Genomic DNA, 16,421 nt, shown 5'->3' with positions numbered 1-16,421 from the left:
GACCCTCCGACATCCTCGTGCACCCGCCCACGCACCCGCCCGTGAATCGATACCCTGGACGAGTGAGCGAGCAGACACGATTCCGCGGTGACATCGACGACATCCATCGGCCGTACACGGCCGCCGACGACCGCTACCGGCGGCTCGGCTACCGGCAGGTGGGCCAGTCGGGCCTCTACCTTCCGCCGATCTCGCTCGGCCTGTGGTGGAACTTCGGCGACAACATCCCGTTCGACCGGCAGCGCGAGCTGCTCCGGCACGCGTTCGACTCCGGCATCACCCACTTCGACCTCGCGAACAACTACGGGCCGCCGTACGGATCCGCCGAGACGAACTTCGGGCGCATGATGCGCGAGGACTTCCGTCCCTACCGGGACGAGCTGATCATCTCGTCCAAGGCCGGCTGGGACATGTGGCCCGGCCCGTACGGGGATCTCGGCAGCCGCAAGTACATCCTCGCCAGCGCGGATCAGTCGTTGACCCGCATGGGACTGGAGTACGTCGACATCTTCTACTCGCACCGCGCCGACCCCGACACTCCGGTGGAGGAGACGATCGGGGCCCTGGACACGCTCGTGCGGCAGGGCAAGGCGCTGCACGTGGGCATCTCGTCGTACAGCGCGCAGCGCACGGCCGAGGCCAAGGCGGTCGCGCGGAGCCTGGGCACCCCGCTGGTGATCCACCAGCCGGCCTACTCGATCCTGAACCGCTGGGTCGAGGACGGGCTGACCGGCGTGCTGCGCCAGGAGGGGATGGGGGCGATCGCGTTCACCCCGCTCGCCCAGGGCCTGCTCACCGCGAAGTACCTCGCCGACGGCACGGCCGAACGCGCCCAGCAGCGCTCGTCGCTGCCGAACCGACGGCTCTCGGACGCGGCGCTGTCGGCGCTGCGGAGCCTGGACACCATCGCCTCCGAGCGGGGCCAGACACTGGCCCAGCTCGCCCTGCAGTGGGTGCTGCGCGAGGATGTCGTGGCTTCGGCGCTGATCGGGGCGTCCCGTCCCGCGCAAGCTGGACGAGAACCTGGCCGCGCTGAACGGTCCGGCGTTCGACACCGAGGAGCTGGAGCGGATCGACGCGGTCAGCGACGCGATCGACGTCGACCTCTGGGCGGAGTCGACCGCACTGTGAGCGAAGCCGTCGTCCTGGACCGCGTGCATGTGCGCGCCCCGGGGAAGATCAACGTCTTCTTCGAGGTGGGCGGCCCGGGTGCGGACGGCTATCACGAGGTCGCGTCGGCCTATCAGGCCGTCTCGGCGTACGAGGACGTCTGGGCCGAGGCATCCGACGAATTCACCGTCGAGGTCGACGGGAGCGTGGACGTGGACGCCGTTCCGCTCGACGAGAGCAACCTCGCGGTGCGGGCCGCCCGCCTGCTGGCCGCCGAGATCGGCTGGCCCGACGGCGTCCACCTGCGCATCCACAAGGGCGTCCCGGTCGCCGGCGGCATGGGCGGCGGGTCGGCGGATGCCGCAGCCGCCCTGCTCGCCTGCGACGCGCTGTGGGGGGCCGGCCTGCCCACCGGCGATCTGCTGGCGGTGGCATCCCGCCTCGGCGCGGACGTGCCGTTCGCGCTAATGGGCGGGACGGCGGTGGGCACCGGTCGCGGCGACCAGCTCAGCCCGGCCCTGGCGCGTGGTCGATTCGACTGGGTGCTGGTGACCAGCAGGCAGGGGATGTCGACCCCCGAGGTGTATGCCGAGCTGGACGAGTACCGCGCCAACCCCGCGCCGTACGTCCCGGCCGCGCCGGAACGGCCGGCGGTGTTCCCCCGGTGCTGCACGCGCTGCGGCAGGGGGATGCCCGGATGCTGGCGGCCACCTCGCACAACGACCTCACCCCGGCCGCGCTCCGCCTGCGACCCGAGCTGGACGACCTGATCAACCTGGGCCTGGCCGAGGGCGCGCTGACCGGTCTGGTGTCGGGTTCGGGACCCACCGTCGCGTTCCTCGCCGACGACGAGAAGTCCGCGATCGCTCTGCGTGTGGTCCTCAGCGCGGCCGGACACGAGACCCTGCACGTGCACGGCCCGGTTCCCGGCGCGCGCATCATGCCCTCCTGAGCCGCCGTCGAAGGGATCCGAATGGACGACGACCTGCGCACACGACACCACGACGGACCCGTCGACGACGCCGCCGCGGCGTCGCTGGAGCGGATCGGGCTCGAGCTGCGCCTCGTGCCGAATGCCCGGCCTGCGGTGGACGGCTGGCTGCACGCGGTCTCGCGCGGCTTCCTGGATCCCGAACCGGCCGACGAGCAGATCGCGGCGTCGATGGCGGCGGGCGGCTATCGCCGCCGGATCGGCGTCTTCGACCCGGGCAGCCCGCAGAGCGAGGTGCCGGTGGGCACGTTCGCATCCTGGGCGGCCGAGGTCTCGGTCCCCGGCGGCGTCGCAGTGCCGATGGCGGCGATCAGCGCGGTGACGGTCGCGCCCACGCATCAGCGGCGGGGGATCGCCCGCGCGATGATGGAGGGGAAGCTGCGTCATGCGGCATCCCTCGGCATCCCGCTGGCGGGCCTGACGGTCAGCGAGTCGACGATCTACGGACGCTACGGCTTCGCGCCCGCCGTCCCGGCCACCGAGTGGGTCATCGACACGAAGCGCGCCACCTGGGCGGGACCGGTCGCGCCCGGGCGGGTCGACGCCATCCCGCGCGATCTCGCGCGGCGCCTCGCACCCGTGGTCCACGAGCGCATCCGCGTGCATCGACCGGGCGAGATCGCCATCCCGCCGGGGCACTGGGACCGCTTCACCGGGACGAATCCGGACGCCGACAAGCCCGGCCGCATCCGCGCCGTGCAGTACGCGGACCCATCCGGCACCGTGCGCGGGGTGGCGCTGTACACCGCGACCGAGAACCACGACGACTTCACGAAGTCGCGCGTGCGGATCACCTCGCTGGTGGCCGAGGACGCCCAGGCGTATGCCGGGCTGTGGCGCTACTTCATCGAGCTTGCCCTGATCGCCACCGTGACGGCGAGCGAGCTGTCCACGGACGAGCCGCTGTGGTGGATGATCTCGGACCAGCGCGCCGCGACGATCACGCTCAACGACCATCACTACCTTCGCGTGCTCGACATTCCGGCCGCGCTGCAGGGTCGCCGCTACCACGCCGCCGGGGCGGTCGTGCTGGATGTGGCCGATCCGGTGGGAATCAGCGGCGGTCGGTGGCTGTTGGAGACCGATGCGGCCGGGATCGGTCGGGTCCGGCCGGACGATGGGCCGGACGCGAGCGACATCCCGGTGGTCCGGCTGGGGACGACCGAACTGTCGGCGGCCTACCTGGGTGCGGTCTCGCTGGCGACCCTGGCGGCCGCCGGCCGGGTGGAGACGACGGATGCCGCGGCGGCGGCGCGGGTGCTGTCCTGGCCCGAGGCGCCGCAGCTGAGCTTCTGGTACTGATCGGGGTAACGCTCGGGCCGGATGTCGGAGGGCTGGACTACCCTCGTAGGGCACCTGGATCCATGAGCGGCAAGAACGAGCGGCAGGAGAGCACCGTGAGAGCACGAGTCGGAGAGACCACCATCGCCGAAGCGGACGAGGCCGACCTGGTCCGGATCGAGGGGAACTGGTATTTCCCGCCGGCCGCCGTCGACAAGGCGCTGCTGCAGACCAGCGACACGCCGTACACCTGCCCGTGGAAGGGCGAGTGCCAGTACTACTCGGTGAAGATCGGCAACGAGATCCTCGCGGACCGGGCCTGGGCCTACCCCGAGCCGTACCCCGGCGCGATCGAGCGGGTCGGCCGGGACTTCGCCGGCTACATCGCGTTCGCGCCGGACGTCGAGGTCGGCGACTGAGCGTCGCGGACGGCGGACGGACCCGACCATGATCGAGTTCCGCGACGTCTCGAAACAGTTCCCGGACGGCACCCGTGCCGTGCGGGACTTCAGCCTGGTCATCCCCGCGCGCAAGACGACGGTGTTCGTCGGCTCCAGCGGCTGCGGCAAGACCACCCTGCTGCGCATGATCAACCGGATGGTCGACACCACCGCGGGCGCGATCGAGATCGACGGCGTCGACATCGCCACACGATCGGCGGTGGCGCTGCGCCGCAGCATCGGCTACGTCATGCAGAACTCCGGCCTGCTGCCGCATCTGAGCGTCGAGGACAACATCGCCACGGTCCCGGTGCTGCAGGGCATCAGGAAGAAGGATGCCCGCGCCCGCGCGCGCGCGCTGATGAGCACCGTGGGGCTGGACGAGCAGATGGCCCACCGTTACCCGAGCCAGCTCTCCGGCGGCCAGCAGCAGCGGGTGGGCGTCGCCCGGGGCCTGGCGGCCGACCCGAACATCCTCCTGATGGACGAGCCGTTCGGCGCCGTCGACCCGATCGTGCGCGCCGACCTGCAGGCAGGAGCTGATCCGGCTGCAGAGCGAGATCGGCAAGACCATCGTGTTCGTCACGCACGACATCGACGAGGCCTTCCTGCTCGGCGACCAGGTGGTGATCCTTCAGGTCGGAGCGCAGATCGCCCAGGTCGGCAGTCCGAGCGAGATCATCGAGAACCCGGCATCCGAGTTCGTCGCCAGCTTCATCGGCGCCGAACGCGGGACCCGTGCGCTGCACCTGAAGGAGACGACCCGCGGCACGGTCGTGGTCGACGCGCAGGGGCGCACCCAGGGGGCGCTGGTCGAGGGAGGTGCCGCCGGGTGAGCTGGATCGCCGACAACATCGGACTGATCCTCGAGCTGACCCTCGTGCACGTGCGGCAGAGCGTCATCCCGATCCTCCTCGGCTTCGTGGTCTCGGTGCCGCTGGGCTGGGTCGCCTGGCGGTACCGGCTGCTGCACGGACCGATCCTGGTGATCACCGGGCTGCTGTACACGATCCCGTCACTGGCGCTGCTGGCCCTGCTGCCGGTCATCCTCGGCACCAGCTACATCAGCGACGTCAACCTCATCGTCGCGCTCACCCTCTACGGGATCGCGCTGATGGTCCGGGCGGTGGCCGACGGCCTCGCATCGGTCGACCCGGACGTGCGCCTGGCCTCCGTGGCGATGGGCTACGGCCCGCTCCGGCGGTTCTGGGCGGTCGATCTGCCGCTGGCCGGCCCGGTGATCCTCGCCGGTCTGCGCGTGATGGCCTCCAGCACCATCGGGCTGGCGACGGTCGGGATCCTGGTCGGGGTGACCAATCTCGGCTACCTGTTCACCAACGGGCTCGAGCGGCGCATCCTGATCGAGGTCTTCTCCGGCATCGTGGCCGTCGTCGTCATCGCGGTCGTCATCGATGTGATCCTCGTGGTCGGCGGGCGCCTGCTCATGCCCTGGGCGCGGCGGACCCGTCGGCGCCGTTCCGCGTCGGCCCGGGCGCAGGAGGCGGTGGCATGAACTTCCTGATCGACGCGATCCGGTGGATCTTCTCCGGCGACCTGTCCGGGACCGATCCGGTGCCGGAGGCCATCGGCATCCACCTGCTGTACACCGTGGTCTCCGTGCTGGTCGCCGTCCTCATCGCCGTGCCGCTGGGCTGGCTGATCGGCCACACCGGGCGCGGGCGGGATGTCGCGGTGGCGATCTCGGGCGCCGCGCGTGCCGTTCCCTCCTTCGGGCTTTTCATCCTGCTCGTCCTGCTGCTGGGCGTCATCCACAAGCCCGAGGCGGCGATCGTGACATTCGTGATCCTCGGCATCCCGTCGATCCTGGCCGGCGCCTACTCCGGCTTCGAGGCCATCGACCGCTCGGTCATCGACGCGGGCCGGTCGATGGGGATGACGCCGTGGCAGGTGCTGTGGCGGATCGAGGTGCCGTTGGGGATGCCGCTGCTGGTCGCCGGCATCCGGTCCGCGGTGCTGCAGGTCGTGGCCACCGTCACGATCGCCTCGTATGTCGGCATCGGGGGACTCGGCCAGTACATCATCGCCGGGATCCCGCTGGCGAGCTGGACATGGTCCTGGGCGGGGCCATCCTCGTCGCCGCGCTCGCCCTCGTGCTGGACGGGCTGTTCGCCGTGCTCCAGCGGATCAGCGTGCCGCGCGGAGTGCGGGCCCGCCCGCGCCCGCGGCGGGCGTCCGAAGAGCCCGAACCAGTGCCGTCCCCGGCCACCTGACCACCGTCCCGAACACCCCCTCCCCGAGAGAAAGAGAAGCACCATGATCACCGCGAAGAAGACCCTCGCCGTGGCTGCCGCGATCGTCGGTGCCGCGCTGGCACTGGCCGGCTGCGCGTCCAGCAATCCGCTCAGTCCGTCCGACTCCGGATCGGCCGGCGGCGACTCCTCCACGATCGTCGTGGGCTCGCAGGCCTACGCCTCGAACGAGATCATCGCCGAGACCTACGCGCAGGCGCTCGAAGGCGCCGGCCTGAAGGTCGAGCGCAAGTTCAACATCGGCCAGCGCGATGCCTACATGCCGTCGATCGAGAAGGGCGAGATCCAGGTGTTCCCCGAGTACACCGGCAACCTGCTGCAGTTCCTCGACAAGAACGCCACCGCCACCGCGCCGGACGAGGTGTACGCCGCACTGCAGAAGGCGATGCCGGAGGGGCTGACGGTGCTCGATCAGGCGACCGCGACCGACCAGGACTCGTACACCGTGACCAAGGCCTTCGCCGACAAGTATCACCTGACGAGCATCGCCGACCTGGCCAATGTGAAGGAGAAGCTCACGCTCGGGGGCAACCCCGAACTGGCCGATCGCCCGTACGGGCCGAAGGGGCTGAAGAGCATCTACGGCATCGACATCGGGTTCACCGCGACCGGCGACACCACGGTCGAGGATCTCGTGGCCGGCACGGTCAACGTCGCCGACGTGTACACCTCCGACCCGCGGATCAAGACCGACGACCTGGTCGTGCTGAAGGACCCGAAGGGCATGATCCTCGCCTCCAATGTCGTCCCGGTGATCAGCAAGGACATCCAGGGCAAGGTCGCCGACACCCTCAACGCCGTCCAGGCCAAGCTCACCCCCGAGGCGCTGGTCGACATGAACGTGCAGAACACGGTCGACAAGAAGTCCGCCGCCGACATCGCGAAGGCGTTCCTGGCCGACAACGGTCTGAAGTAGGGCGCGCCCGGCATCGTCGTCGTCGCCGCGGGGGAACACATGCGGCGACGGCGGCGATGGGCGTGCGGCCGGTCAGACCGCCAGCGACCAGCCGAGGGAGAAGTCGAACGCCACGGCGACCATCAGGTACATCAGCCACAGCCCGGTCAGGGTGTGCCAGAGCCCCAGCGCGCGCTCGCCCCACGTCATCCCGATCGCGGCGAAGAAGTCCGACAGGTAGATCAGCGCCAGCCCGACGAACAGCAGGCCGACCGGCCAGTCCCCGGCGACGAAGAACACCACCAGGCCGACGACCGAGATGATGAAGAACGCGACGCACATGCCCGCGTTCGGGCGCGGGTCGTTTCCGCGGTAGCGGTTGTAGCCGATCGCGAACCAGTGGATGCCGTACGCCGAGAAGGCCAGAGCCGCCATGTACAGCGGCGGTTCCTTGAACACCTGGAACCAGGTGAGGCCGATGAACAGGATCAGCCCGGTCACGAATTGGCAGAAGCCGGGCAACCAGATGCCCCAGACGCCGGTGGCGCGATCGACCCGCTCGTCTCTTCGCGGCCATCCGAACAGCTCCTGCGGGCCGTAGATGAGGTAGCCGGTTCCGAGGCCGAAAAAGCCGAGGGCCAAGGGTGGGAACATCGACACTGCGAACTGCATGATGAACCTTCTTAGATCTTCGTGAGGTTCCCCTTGCCCTCATCGTGTCCTCACCCGGACCGAAGTTCAAGGACCCGCGGGCAGGGGTTGCGGGTTGTCGCACTCAGGCGTAAGCCTGGGAGCAGTGACGAACCCGTGCATGGAGGAAGTGCGCCATGACCAGTGAACAGGCAGCGACCGAGCGGAAGGTCGACGACCGGGAGCACCTCCAGATCGCCCCGCCGAAGACGTGGGCCGCCGGCATCCCCGGCATCCTGTACTCGGTGGGACCGGCCGCGAGGGACATGGGCGTCTCGCGTGCGGCGAAGCTGCTCACCTCGATGAACCACAAGGACGGCTTCGACTGCATGAGCTGTGCGTGGCCGGATCCCGACCATCGCAAGGTCGCGGAGTTCTGCGAGAACGGGGCGAAGGCCGTCACCTGGGAGGCGACGCCGGTCACCGTCCCGAGCGGGTTCTGGCGCGAGCATCCGATCTCGGTGCTGAAAGAGGAGTCCGAGTACTGGCTCGGGATGCAGGGCCGGCTGGTCGAGCCCGTCTACAAGGCCGCCGACAGCGACCGCTACGAGCCGGTCGGGTGGGACGAGGCGTTCCGGATCGTGTCCGAGAAGCTGCGCGGGCTCGACTCGCCGGACCAGGCCGCGTTCTACACGAGCGGGCGCACCTCGAACGAGGCCGCGTTCGCCTATCAGCTGTTCGCGCGGGCGTTCGGCACGAACAACCTGCCCGACTGCTCGAACATGTGCCATGAATCCACCGGTGCGGCCCTCGGCGAGACGATCGGAGTGGGCAAGTGCACGATCACCTACGACGACTTCGCCAAGGCCGACCTGATCATCATCATGGGCCAGAACCCCGGCACGAACCACCCGCGCATGCTGACCGCCCTGGAAGAGGCCAAGCAGGCCGGAGCGACCATCGTCGCGGTGAACCCGATGCCCGAAGCCGGGCTGATGCGGTACAAGAACCCGCAGAAGATCGGCGGATGGATCGGCAAGGGCACGGGGCTGGCCGACGACTACCTGCAGATCCGTCTCGCCGGCGACCAGGCGCTGATGCAGGCGGTCGCCAAGCGCGTGCTCCAGGCCGAAGAGGCCGAGCCCGGCACAGTGCTGGATCACGACTTCATCGACCGGTACTGCCACGGGTTCGACGAGTTCGCGCAGAGCCTGCGCAGCCTGGACGAGGTCGAGGTGCTGCGGGCGACCGGGCTCACCGCCGGCGAGATCGGCGGCCTGGCCGACCGGTACATCCGGGCCGACCGCGTGATCATCACCTGGGCGATGGGGCTGACGCAGCACAAGCGGGCCGTTGCCACCATCAAGGACATCATGAACCTGCTGCGCTGCGCGGGAACATCGGCAAGCCCGGTGCGGGTGCCTCGCCGATCCGCGGGCACAGCAACGTGCAGGGGGACCGCACGATGGGCATCTGGGAGAAGATGCCGCCGGCGTTCCTGGACAAGCTGCAAGAGGAGTTCGGCTTCGATCCGCCGCGCGAGAACGGCGTGGACAGCGTCGACGGCATCCGCGCCCTCGCCGACGGGCGGATAAAGGTGTGGGTGGCCCTGGGCGGCAACCTCGTCTCCGCGGTCTCCGACACGCATGCGGCCGAAGAGGCGATGCAGAAGGCCGAGCTGACGGTGCAGATCTCCACGAAGCTGAACCGGTCGCACGCCGTCGTCGGTCGCGAGGCGCTCATCCTTCCGACCATGGGGCGCACCGAGATCGACCGTCAGGCGTCGGGGGAGCAGTTCGTCTCGGTCGAGGACACGGTGTGCGCGGTGCATCCCTCCTGGGGCAAGGTCGAACCGGTCGCCCCGCACCTGCTGAGCGAGATCGCGATCATCAGCCGGCTGGCCCAGGCCACGCTCGGCCACACGGTGAACGTCGACTGGGCCGGCTTCGAGCACGACTACGACAGGATCCGCGAGCACATCTCGCACGTGGTCCCCGGCTGCGAGGACTACAACGCGAAGATCCGGCACGAGGGCGGTTTCGTGCTGCCGCACGGTCCGCGCGATTCGCGCACGTTCCCCACCGCCACCGGCAAGGCCATGTTCACCGTGAACCGGTTGGATGTCGTGGACTGCCCGCCCGGTCGGCCTGCTGCAGACCGTGCGCGCGCACGACCAGTTCAACACGACGATCTACAGCCTGAACGACCGGTACCGCGGAGTGAAGAAGGGACGGGACGTCATCTTCGTGAACCCGCTCGACATCGCCGAGCTCGGCCTGCGCGACGGCCAGCGGGTCGACGTGCACGGCGAGTTCAGCGACGGGGTCGACCGGGTCGTGCGCGCGTTCCGGCTCGTGTCCTATCCGACGGCGCGCGGCTGCGCGGCGGCCTACTTCCCCGAGGCGAACCCTCTGGTGCCGCTCGGCGCGACCGCCGAGGTCAGCAACACCCCGGCCTCGAAGTCGGTGGTGATCCGGATCGAGCCGGCCGCGCAGACGGCGGTGGTGGCCTGAGCGTCGACCCGACTCAGCCCTCGAGGCGCTCGGACAGCTCGAGCCAGCGCTCCTCGAGCGTCGCGCACTCGCCGGTGAGCGCGTCGCGCTGACCCTGCAGTCGGATCAGCGCGTCGTAGTCGTCGTGGGATGCTGCGAGCTGCTGGTCGAGTGCGGCGATCTCCTGCTGGAGCCGGTCGCAGCCGCCGGTCGATCGCGGACACCTCCTTCTCGGCGGTGCGGCGGTCGGCCCCGGCAAGGGCCGGAGCGGATGCCGGAGCGGATGCCGAAGCCGCGGCATCCGGTCTCGCCGGCGCCGCGGACCGGTGCGAGCGCTTGCGCGGCGCGCTGGTCGGTCCGCAGTCGCAGGTATTCGTCCACACCTCCGGGCAGATGCCGGAACCGACCGTCGAGGATGGCGTACTGCTGGTCGGTGACGCGTTCCACGAAGTAGCGGTCGTGCGAGACGACCAGGAGCGTCCCCGGCCACGAGTCCAGCAGCTCCTCCATCGCGGCGAGCATGTCGGTGTCCAGATCGTTGGTCGGCTCGTCCAGGATGAGCACGTTCGGCTGGCTCAGCAGCGACGAGGCAGGCCGAGCCGGCGCTTCTGGCCGCCGGACAGGTCCTTCACCGGAGTGGACAGCTTGCACGCTGGAAAAGCCCATCCGCTCCAGCAGCTGTCCGGGAGTGAGCTCGGTCGCCTTCGATCCGGCGCCGAACGTGTAGGTGGTCCGCAACCCTTCCAGCACCACCCGCACGGGCTTGTGCAGGTGCGGATCCAACTCGTCCATCCGCTGCGAGAGCGCCGCGACCTGCACGGTCTTGCCGCGCTTGACCCGACCGCCGGTGGGGATGACGGTGCCCTCGACCAGGCCGAGCAGGGTGGATTTGCCCGCGCCGTTCACACCCAGGATGCCGGTGCGCTCGCCGGGGGCGATGCGCCATTCCACCTGGTGCAGCACCTCGCGCTCGGCGCCGCTGTCGGGGTCGGGGTAGGCGACCGACGCGTCCAGCAGGTCGACGACGTCCTTGCCCAGACGCGAGACGGCGAGGGCACGCAGCGCCACCTCGTCCCGCAGCGGCGGGACGTCGGCGATCAGCTCGTTGGCCGCGTCGATCCGGAATTTCGGCTTGGAAGTGCGGGCGGGAGCGCCGCGGCGCAAGCCAGGCCAGCTCGCGACGCGCGAGGTTCTGCCGCCGCTGCTCGATCGCGGCCGCCTGCCGGTCGCGCTCGACGCGCTGCAGGATGTAGGCGGCATAGCCGCCCTCGAACGGCTCGACCAGCCGGTCGTGCACCTCCCAGGTCGCGGTGCACACCTCATCCAGGAACCAGCGGTCGTGAGTGACCACCAGCAGAGCGCCCGAGCCCGACGGCCAGCGGCGCTTGACGTGCCCGGCCAGCCAGGCGATGCCCTCGACATCGAGGTGGTTGGTGGGCTCGTCCAGGGCGATGACGTCCAGGTCCTGGGCCAGCAGCGCCGCCAACGCCACCCGGCGACGCTGGCCGCCGGACAACGAGCCGATCCGGCCCTGCCAGTCCAGATCGCCGAGCAGACCGGCGATGACGTCGCGGACGCGGGCGTCTCCGGCCCAGACGTGCTCGGGGATCTCGCCGACGACCGCGTGCGACACGGTGTCGTCGTCGTCCAGCGTGTCGTACTGCTCGAGTGCGCCGATGCGCACGCCGCCGCGGGTGGTGACCTGCCCGGAGTCGGGCTCGAGCCGGCCGGTGAGCATGGCCAGCAGGCTGGACTTGCCGTCGCCGTTGCGGCCCACGATGCCGATCCGGTCGCCCTCGTCGACGCCGAGGGTGACGGAATCGAACACGATCCGGGTGGGGTACTCGAGGTGCAGGGTCTGTGCCCCGAGAAGATGCGCCATATCCGTTCCAGGCTACGGCACGGGTTCGATGCCCACCCGCACGGTGTCGCCGAGATCGACGCCCTCGCTCTGCCGGCGGAACAGCGTCGCCTCGAACTCGTAGCGGATGCCGTCCATTCAGACGTCGCCCTCGCGCCGGGTGCCGCCGCACCGCCAGCAGGCCGTCCCCGGCGGACCTTCGATCATCGCGCCGCAGTCCGCGCACAGGCTCGGCAGCCAGCACGCCGCATCGCCGCCGACCGGCTCGGTCGACGCGTCCGGCGGCGGCCGCAGCATCCCGTCGTCGTGGTCCATGGCTTCATCCTGCCACCGCGTCACACGCGGCCGGACGATCCGGCGGCGCTGATACGTTCGGATCATGACCGCCGAGCAGCCCGCCTCCGCGCCGGCCGCCACGCACGTGGTCGCCCGCCCCCATGTCCTGTACGTGGGAACGCCGGCATACCTGATCGGCTCGGTCAACGCCGACGGCTCGGCCAATCTCGCCGCCGCGTCGTCGCACTGGGCGCTGGGCGACATGCTGTGCCTGGGGATCGAGGCCGACGGGCAGACCGCGCTGAACATGGCCGAGCGTCCGGACATCACCGTGAACTTCCCGTCGCCGGCGCTGTGGCCGGCGCTCGTGCGCCTGTCGCGGCTGACCGGGCGCGACCCGGTGCCGGCGGCCAAGGCCCAGCGCTATGCGTTCGCGCGCGACAAGTTCGCGGCCGCGCACCTGACACCCCAGTCGTCGGACCGGGTGGCGGCGCCGCGGGTGCAGGAGTGCCTGCTGCAGTTCGAGGCGGTCGTGCGCCGGATGACCCCGGGCCTGGACGGCGGATACTTCATGGTCGAGGCCGAGGTGGTGCGCGTGCACGCCGACCCCGCGATCGTGGACGGCGACGAGATCGACCCGCGGCTGTGGCATCCGCTGGTCTACGCGTTCCGCCACTTCTTCGATCGCGGTGACGAGGTCGGCTGGCTGCCCTCGAGCCGGCTCGCGCCGTACCCGCCGATCATCGACTGAGCCGGCTCAGACGTCGAAGCTGAGACTGAGCTTGCGCAGCAGAGCGGCCAGCCGCTCGCGGTCGGTGCGCGAGAGCCGGGACAGGAGCACGGCCTCGGCGTCCACCAGACGCGTGATCGCGGCATCCACGCGCGTCTTGCCGTCGTCGCTGAGCACCACCAGGATGCTGCGACCGTCGGCCGGATCGCCCTCGCGCCGCACGAGTCGACGCCCGACGAGGCGGTCGATGCGGTTGGTCATCGTGCCGGACGAGACCAGGGTCTGCTCGGCAGGCCTTCGGGGTCAGCCGGAACGGCTCGCCCGCGCGGCGCAGCGCCGACAGCACATCCCACTCCCACGGCTCGAGCTCGCTGCGGCGGAAGGCGTCGCGGCGGGCGCGATCCAGGTGCCGTGAGAGCCGATCGACCCGCGAGAGCACCTCCAGCGGAGAGAAGTCCAGGTCGGGACGCTGAGAGATCCACGCCTCGACGATCCGGTCGACTTCGTCGGTCTGCGCGGTCATCCTGCCATTATCGGCCAGGCGGCGCACCCGGCGCGATCTGGCAGACTTGACCCCGGTCGCAGTGCGGCCGGTCCGCCGTGGTGTAATGGCAGCACGACAGCCTTTGGAGCTGTTAAGTCCAGGTTCGAGTCCTGGCGGCGGAGCATGTCAGAGAACGCCGATCCTCGTCTTGCCGTCGTCATCCTCGCCGCAGGGCAGGGCACCCGGATGCGCTCCGCGGTCCCGAAGGTGCTGCACCGGATCGGCGGGCGTCCGCTGGTCGGCCACGTGCTGGACACCGCCCGCGCGCTGCACCCCGCCGACGTGCTCGTCGTGGTCCGGCACGAGCGCGACCTCGTCGCGCAGGCGGTGGCGGATGCCGCCCCGGGCACGCGCATCGTCGACCAGGACGCGGTTCCGGGCACCGGGCGCGCGGTCGAGGTCGCACTCGAGGCCCTGGGCGGGTTCGACGGGGACGTGCTGGTGCTGTCCGGGGACGTGCCGCTGCTGGATGCCGCGACCCTGACCGCGTTCGTCGCCGAGCATCGCGCGATCGGCGCTTCGGCGACGCTCATGTCGGCCGTCGTGGCCGACGCGCACGGGTACGGGCGGGTCATCCGCGATGCGGACGGCGCGGTCGAGCGCATCGTGGAGCAGAAGGACGCGAGCGCCGAGGAGGCCGCCGGCCGCGAGATCAACGCCGGCGTGTACGTGTTCCGCGCGGACGCACTGCGCACGCACCTGCCGCGGGTGGGCACCGACAACGCACAGGGCGAGAAGTACCTCACCGATGTCGCGGGACTGCTGCGTCGGGCCGGCGCCGTGGTGTCGGCATCCGTCGTGGACGACGTCACCGTCACCTACGGGGTGAACGACCGTGCCCAGCTGTCCGAGGTCGGGCGGCTGCTGAACGCGCGCACCGTGCGGCGGTGGCAGGCTGGAGGGCGTGACCGTGATGGACCCGGCCACCACCTGGATCGATGTGACGGCGACGCTCGCACCGGATGTGACACTGCTGCCGGGCACCCAGGTGCTCCGCGCCACGAGCGTGGAGGCCGGCGCCGTGATCGGGCCGGACACCAGCCTCGTCGACTGCGAGGTGGGGGAGCGGGCCACCGTGCGCCGCACCGACGCCACCCTCGCGGTGATCGGGGCCGACGCCACCGTCGGCCCGTTCGCCTATCTGCGTCCGGGCACCGTCCTGGCCGCGAACGGCAAGATCGGCACGTTCGTGGAGACGAAGAACTCCACCATCGGCGCCGGCAGCAAGGTGCCGCACCTCTCGTACATCGGCGACGCCACGATCGGCACGGGCGTCAACCTGGGCGCCGGCGCCATCACCGCGAACTACGACGACGTCGCCAAGCACCGCACCGAGATCGGCGATGAGGTCCACTCCGGCTCGCACAACGTCTTCGTCGCGCCGGTTAGGATCGGAGAAGGCGCGAAGACCGGGGCCGGTGCCGTCATCCGCAAGGATGTTCCTGCCGGAGCCCTGGCACTCAGCGTGGCACCCCAGCGCAACATCGAGGGGTGGGTCGAGAAGAACCGATCGGGCACGGCTGCGGCGGATGTCGCCGCCCGCGCACGGTCCGCACAGAAGGCGGGCGATGAGCCACAAGGACAAGAAGGTTGACCTCGATCGCGTCCGGGGCATAGCGCCGGGTCTGGTCGCCAAGACCAAGAAGCGGCTGGTGGTCGCCTCCGGCCGCTCCAATCCCGCCCTCGCCGCCGAAGTGGCAGCCGCGCTGGGCACCGAGCTGGTGCCCACCGAGTACCGGACGTTCGCCTCGGGGGAGATCCTCACCCGCTTCGAGGTGTCGATCCGAGGCTTGCGACGTGTTCCTAGTCCAGTCGTTCGGTCCGCCGGTGAACGAGTGGCTGATGGAGCTGCTGATCATGCTGGATGCTGCCAAGCGGGCCTCTGCGAAGCGCATCACCGTCGTCGCGCCGTACTATCCGTATTCGCGCCAGGACAAGAAGGGGCGCGGTCGCGAGCCGATCAGCGCCCGCCTGGTCGCCGACCTGCTCAAGACGGCGGGCGCGGACCGGGTGATGAGCGTGGACCTGCATGCCGCGCAGATCCAGGGCTTCTTCGACGGGCCGGTGGACCACCTGTTCGCCAAGCCGGTGCTGCTGGATCACTTCGTGCGCACGCTCAGCGAAGAGGACCGCGCGAAGCTCACGGTGGTCTCGCCGGACACCGGCCGGGTGCGCGTTGCCGACCAGTGGTCGGACAGCCTGGACGCGCCGCTGGCGATCATCCACAAGCGCCGCGACCCGAACGTGGCCAACCAGGTCACGGTCAACGAGATCGTCGGCCGCGTCCGCGGCCGCGTCTGCCTGCTCGTGGACGACATGATCGACACCGGCGGCACCATCCTGAAGGCCGCCCAGGCGCTGAAGGAGAACGGGGCCGAGCGGGTCATCGTCGCCGCCACGCATCCCGTGTTCAGCGACCCGGCGGTCCAGCGGCTGCAGGACGACGCGATCGACGAGGTCGTCGTGACCGACACGCTCCCGCTGCCGGCCGACAAGATGTTCCCCGGTTGCCTGGTCCTGCCGATCGCCCCGCTGCTGGCGCGGGCGATCCACGAGGTGTTCGTCGACGGCTCGGTGACGAGCATGTTCGACGGGGCGGCGTGATCCGCCCGTCGTGTTCACTTCGCTGACGGCGCTCTGGAACCGCGGCTTCGCGGTCCTGGGCAAGATCTCGATGTACCGCCTGGCGCTGTACGCGCTGGGCCTGCTCGCCGTCGTGGCGCTGCTGATGTCGCTGCTGGGGCTGGCCGGTCCCGCGCCGCTGGAGCTGCTGGCGACGGCCGTGGTCCTGGTCGTGGTGTGCGCGGCGGTGGATGCCGCATCCCAGCGTTTGCTGCGTCTGCCCTGGCGGGTCGAGTCCTCGCTGATCACCGCGGCGATCCTGCTGTTCGTGCCTGCGGC

9 protein-coding genes, 1 tRNA gene and 8 pseudogenes are annotated in these 16,421 nt (G+C 70.3%); 14 read left to right on the top strand and 4 right to left on the bottom strand.

Translation table 11 applies throughout. The features are described 5' to 3' along the window. The first annotated feature begins 62 nt into the window (after positions 1 to 62). The 9 genes and pseudogenes from L2X98_RS02540 to L2X98_RS02505 all read left to right on the top strand — a co-directional run bounded on the left by L2X98_RS02540 (position 63) and on the right by L2X98_RS02505 (position 7,008). Positions 63 to 1,131: pseudogene (locus L2X98_RS02540) on the top strand (aldo/keto reductase). Then, complete coding sequence (locus L2X98_RS22055; RefSeq protein WP_435526241.1) at positions 1,128 to 1,880, top strand: GHMP family kinase ATP-binding protein; 753 nt, start codon at positions 1,128 to 1,130, stop codon at positions 1,878 to 1,880. Before L2X98_RS02540 ends, L2X98_RS22055 begins: the two are co-directional and overlap by 4 nt. Continuing rightward, on the top strand, positions 1,808 to 2,062 hold the full coding sequence (locus L2X98_RS19830) for a hypothetical protein (RefSeq protein ID WP_354002893.1): 255 nt from the start codon (positions 1,808 to 1,810) through the stop codon (positions 2,060 to 2,062). The genes L2X98_RS22055 and L2X98_RS19830 overlap by 73 nt, the downstream gene beginning before the upstream one ends. Before the next feature lie 21 nt (positions 2,063 to 2,083). After that, positions 2,084 to 3,403 (top strand): GNAT family N-acetyltransferase, encoded by a 1,320-nt coding sequence (locus tag L2X98_RS02530; protein ID WP_259612215.1) that lies wholly within the window; start codon positions 2,084 to 2,086, stop codon positions 3,401 to 3,403. A gap of 62 nt (positions 3,404 to 3,465) precedes the next feature. Then, complete coding sequence (locus tag L2X98_RS02525; RefSeq protein WP_494337238.1) at positions 3,466 to 3,801, top strand: DUF427 domain-containing protein; 336 nt, start codon at positions 3,466 to 3,468, stop codon at positions 3,799 to 3,801. Positions 3,802 to 3,829: 28 nt separating this feature from the next. Continuing rightward, positions 3,830 to 4,658 (top strand): annotated as a pseudogene (locus L2X98_RS02520) (ABC transporter ATP-binding protein). Then, positions 4,655 to 5,335: an ABC transporter permease gene (locus L2X98_RS02515; protein ID WP_259612214.1), complete on the top strand. Its 681-nt coding sequence runs from the start codon at positions 4,655 to 4,657 to the stop codon at positions 5,333 to 5,335. Before L2X98_RS02520 ends, L2X98_RS02515 begins: the two are co-directional and overlap by 4 nt. Continuing rightward, positions 5,332 to 5,811, top strand: a pseudogene (locus L2X98_RS02510) (ABC transporter permease); the annotation flags it as partial. The gene L2X98_RS02515 and the pseudogene L2X98_RS02510, both read left to right, overlap by 4 nt. Before the next feature lie 285 nt (positions 5,812 to 6,096). Further along, positions 6,097 to 7,008 carry an ABC transporter substrate-binding protein gene (locus tag L2X98_RS02505; protein WP_259612213.1) on the top strand — a complete coding sequence of 304 codons (912 nt, stop codon included), beginning with the start codon at positions 6,097 to 6,099 and terminating at the stop codon, positions 7,006 to 7,008. A gap of 72 nt (positions 7,009 to 7,080) precedes the next feature. Here L2X98_RS02505 and L2X98_RS02500 read toward each other — a convergent pair whose 3' ends face one another. Continuing rightward, complete coding sequence (locus tag L2X98_RS02500; protein ID WP_259612212.1) at positions 7,081 to 7,659, bottom strand: hypothetical protein; 579 nt, start codon at positions 7,657 to 7,659, stop codon at positions 7,081 to 7,083. Between the two features lie 155 nt (positions 7,660 to 7,814). Here L2X98_RS02500 and L2X98_RS02495 point away from each other — a divergent pair. Next, a pseudogene (locus L2X98_RS02495) lies at positions 7,815 to 10,130 on the top strand (FdhF/YdeP family oxidoreductase). A gap of 13 nt (positions 10,131 to 10,143) precedes the next feature. Here the strand turns inward: L2X98_RS02495 and L2X98_RS22050 are convergent. Continuing rightward, positions 10,144 to 11,991 (bottom strand): annotated as a pseudogene (locus tag L2X98_RS22050) (ABC-F family ATP-binding cassette domain-containing protein). 117 nt (positions 11,992 to 12,108) lie between these two features. Further along, positions 12,109 to 12,285, bottom strand: coding sequence for a hypothetical protein (locus L2X98_RS02485; RefSeq protein ID WP_259612211.1), 177 nt, complete (start codon positions 12,283 to 12,285; stop codon positions 12,109 to 12,111). A 64-nt stretch (positions 12,286 to 12,349) separates the two neighbouring features. Here L2X98_RS02485 and L2X98_RS02480 point away from each other — a divergent pair, with 64 nt between their 5' ends. Next, entirely contained in the window at positions 12,350 to 12,997 is a 648-nt protein-coding gene (locus L2X98_RS02480; protein ID WP_259612210.1) for a flavin reductase family protein, read from the top strand. 6 nt (positions 12,998 to 13,003) lie between these two features. Here the strand turns inward: L2X98_RS02480 and L2X98_RS02475 are convergent. Beyond that, positions 13,004 to 13,499: pseudogene (locus L2X98_RS02475) on the bottom strand (MarR family winged helix-turn-helix transcriptional regulator). 71 nt (positions 13,500 to 13,570) lie between these two features. Here L2X98_RS02475 and L2X98_RS02470 point away from each other — a divergent pair. The 3 genes and pseudogenes from L2X98_RS02470 to L2X98_RS02460 all read left to right on the top strand — a co-directional run bounded on the left by L2X98_RS02470 (position 13,571) and on the right by L2X98_RS02460 (position 16,124). Next, positions 13,571 to 13,642: transfer RNA gene (locus tag L2X98_RS02470), tRNA-Gln, on the top strand. Between the two features lies 1 nt (position 13,643). Further along, positions 13,644 to 15,114: pseudogene (gene glmU / locus L2X98_RS02465) on the top strand (bifunctional UDP-N-acetylglucosamine diphosphorylase/glucosamine-1-phosphate N-acetyltransferase GlmU). Beyond that, positions 15,089 to 16,124, top strand: a pseudogene (locus tag L2X98_RS02460) (ribose-phosphate diphosphokinase). Before glmU ends, L2X98_RS02460 begins: the two co-directional pseudogenes overlap by 26 nt. Positions 16,125 to 16,421 lie beyond the last annotated feature (297 nt).

It is taken from the genome of Microbacterium elymi (genome assembly GCF_021582895.2).
Taxonomy (GTDB): Bacteria; Actinomycetota; Actinomycetes; order Actinomycetales; family Microbacteriaceae; genus Microbacterium; species Microbacterium humicola.
The sequence above is the reverse complement of the archived record's forward strand: the minus strand, read 5'-3'. Positions and strand labels throughout refer to the sequence as shown.

Bases quoted from the DNA above. Each gene is read 5' to 3' on its own strand.
- L2X98_RS19830 (WP_354002893.1), top strand. From the start codon at position 1,808: ATGCTGGCGGCCACCTCGCACAACGACCTCACCCCGGCCGCGCTCCGC.
- L2X98_RS02530 (WP_259612215.1), top strand. From the start codon at position 2,084: ATGGACGACGACCTGCGCACACGACACCACGACGGACCCGTCGACGAC.
- L2X98_RS02525 (WP_494337238.1), top strand. From the start codon at position 3,466: ATGAGCGGCAAGAACGAGCGGCAGGAGAGCACCGTGAGAGCACGAGTC.
- L2X98_RS02505 (WP_259612213.1), top strand. From the start codon at position 6,097: ATGATCACCGCGAAGAAGACCCTCGCCGTGGCTGCCGCGATCGTCGGT.
- L2X98_RS02500 (WP_259612212.1), bottom strand. From the start codon at position 7,659: ATGCAGTTCGCAGTGTCGATGTTCCCACCCTTGGCCCTCGGCTTTTTC.
- L2X98_RS02485 (WP_259612211.1), bottom strand. From the start codon at position 12,285: ATGGACCACGACGACGGGATGCTGCGGCCGCCGCCGGACGCGTCGACC.
- L2X98_RS02480 (WP_259612210.1), top strand. From the start codon at position 12,350: ATGACCGCCGAGCAGCCCGCCTCCGCGCCGGCCGCCACGCACGTGGTC.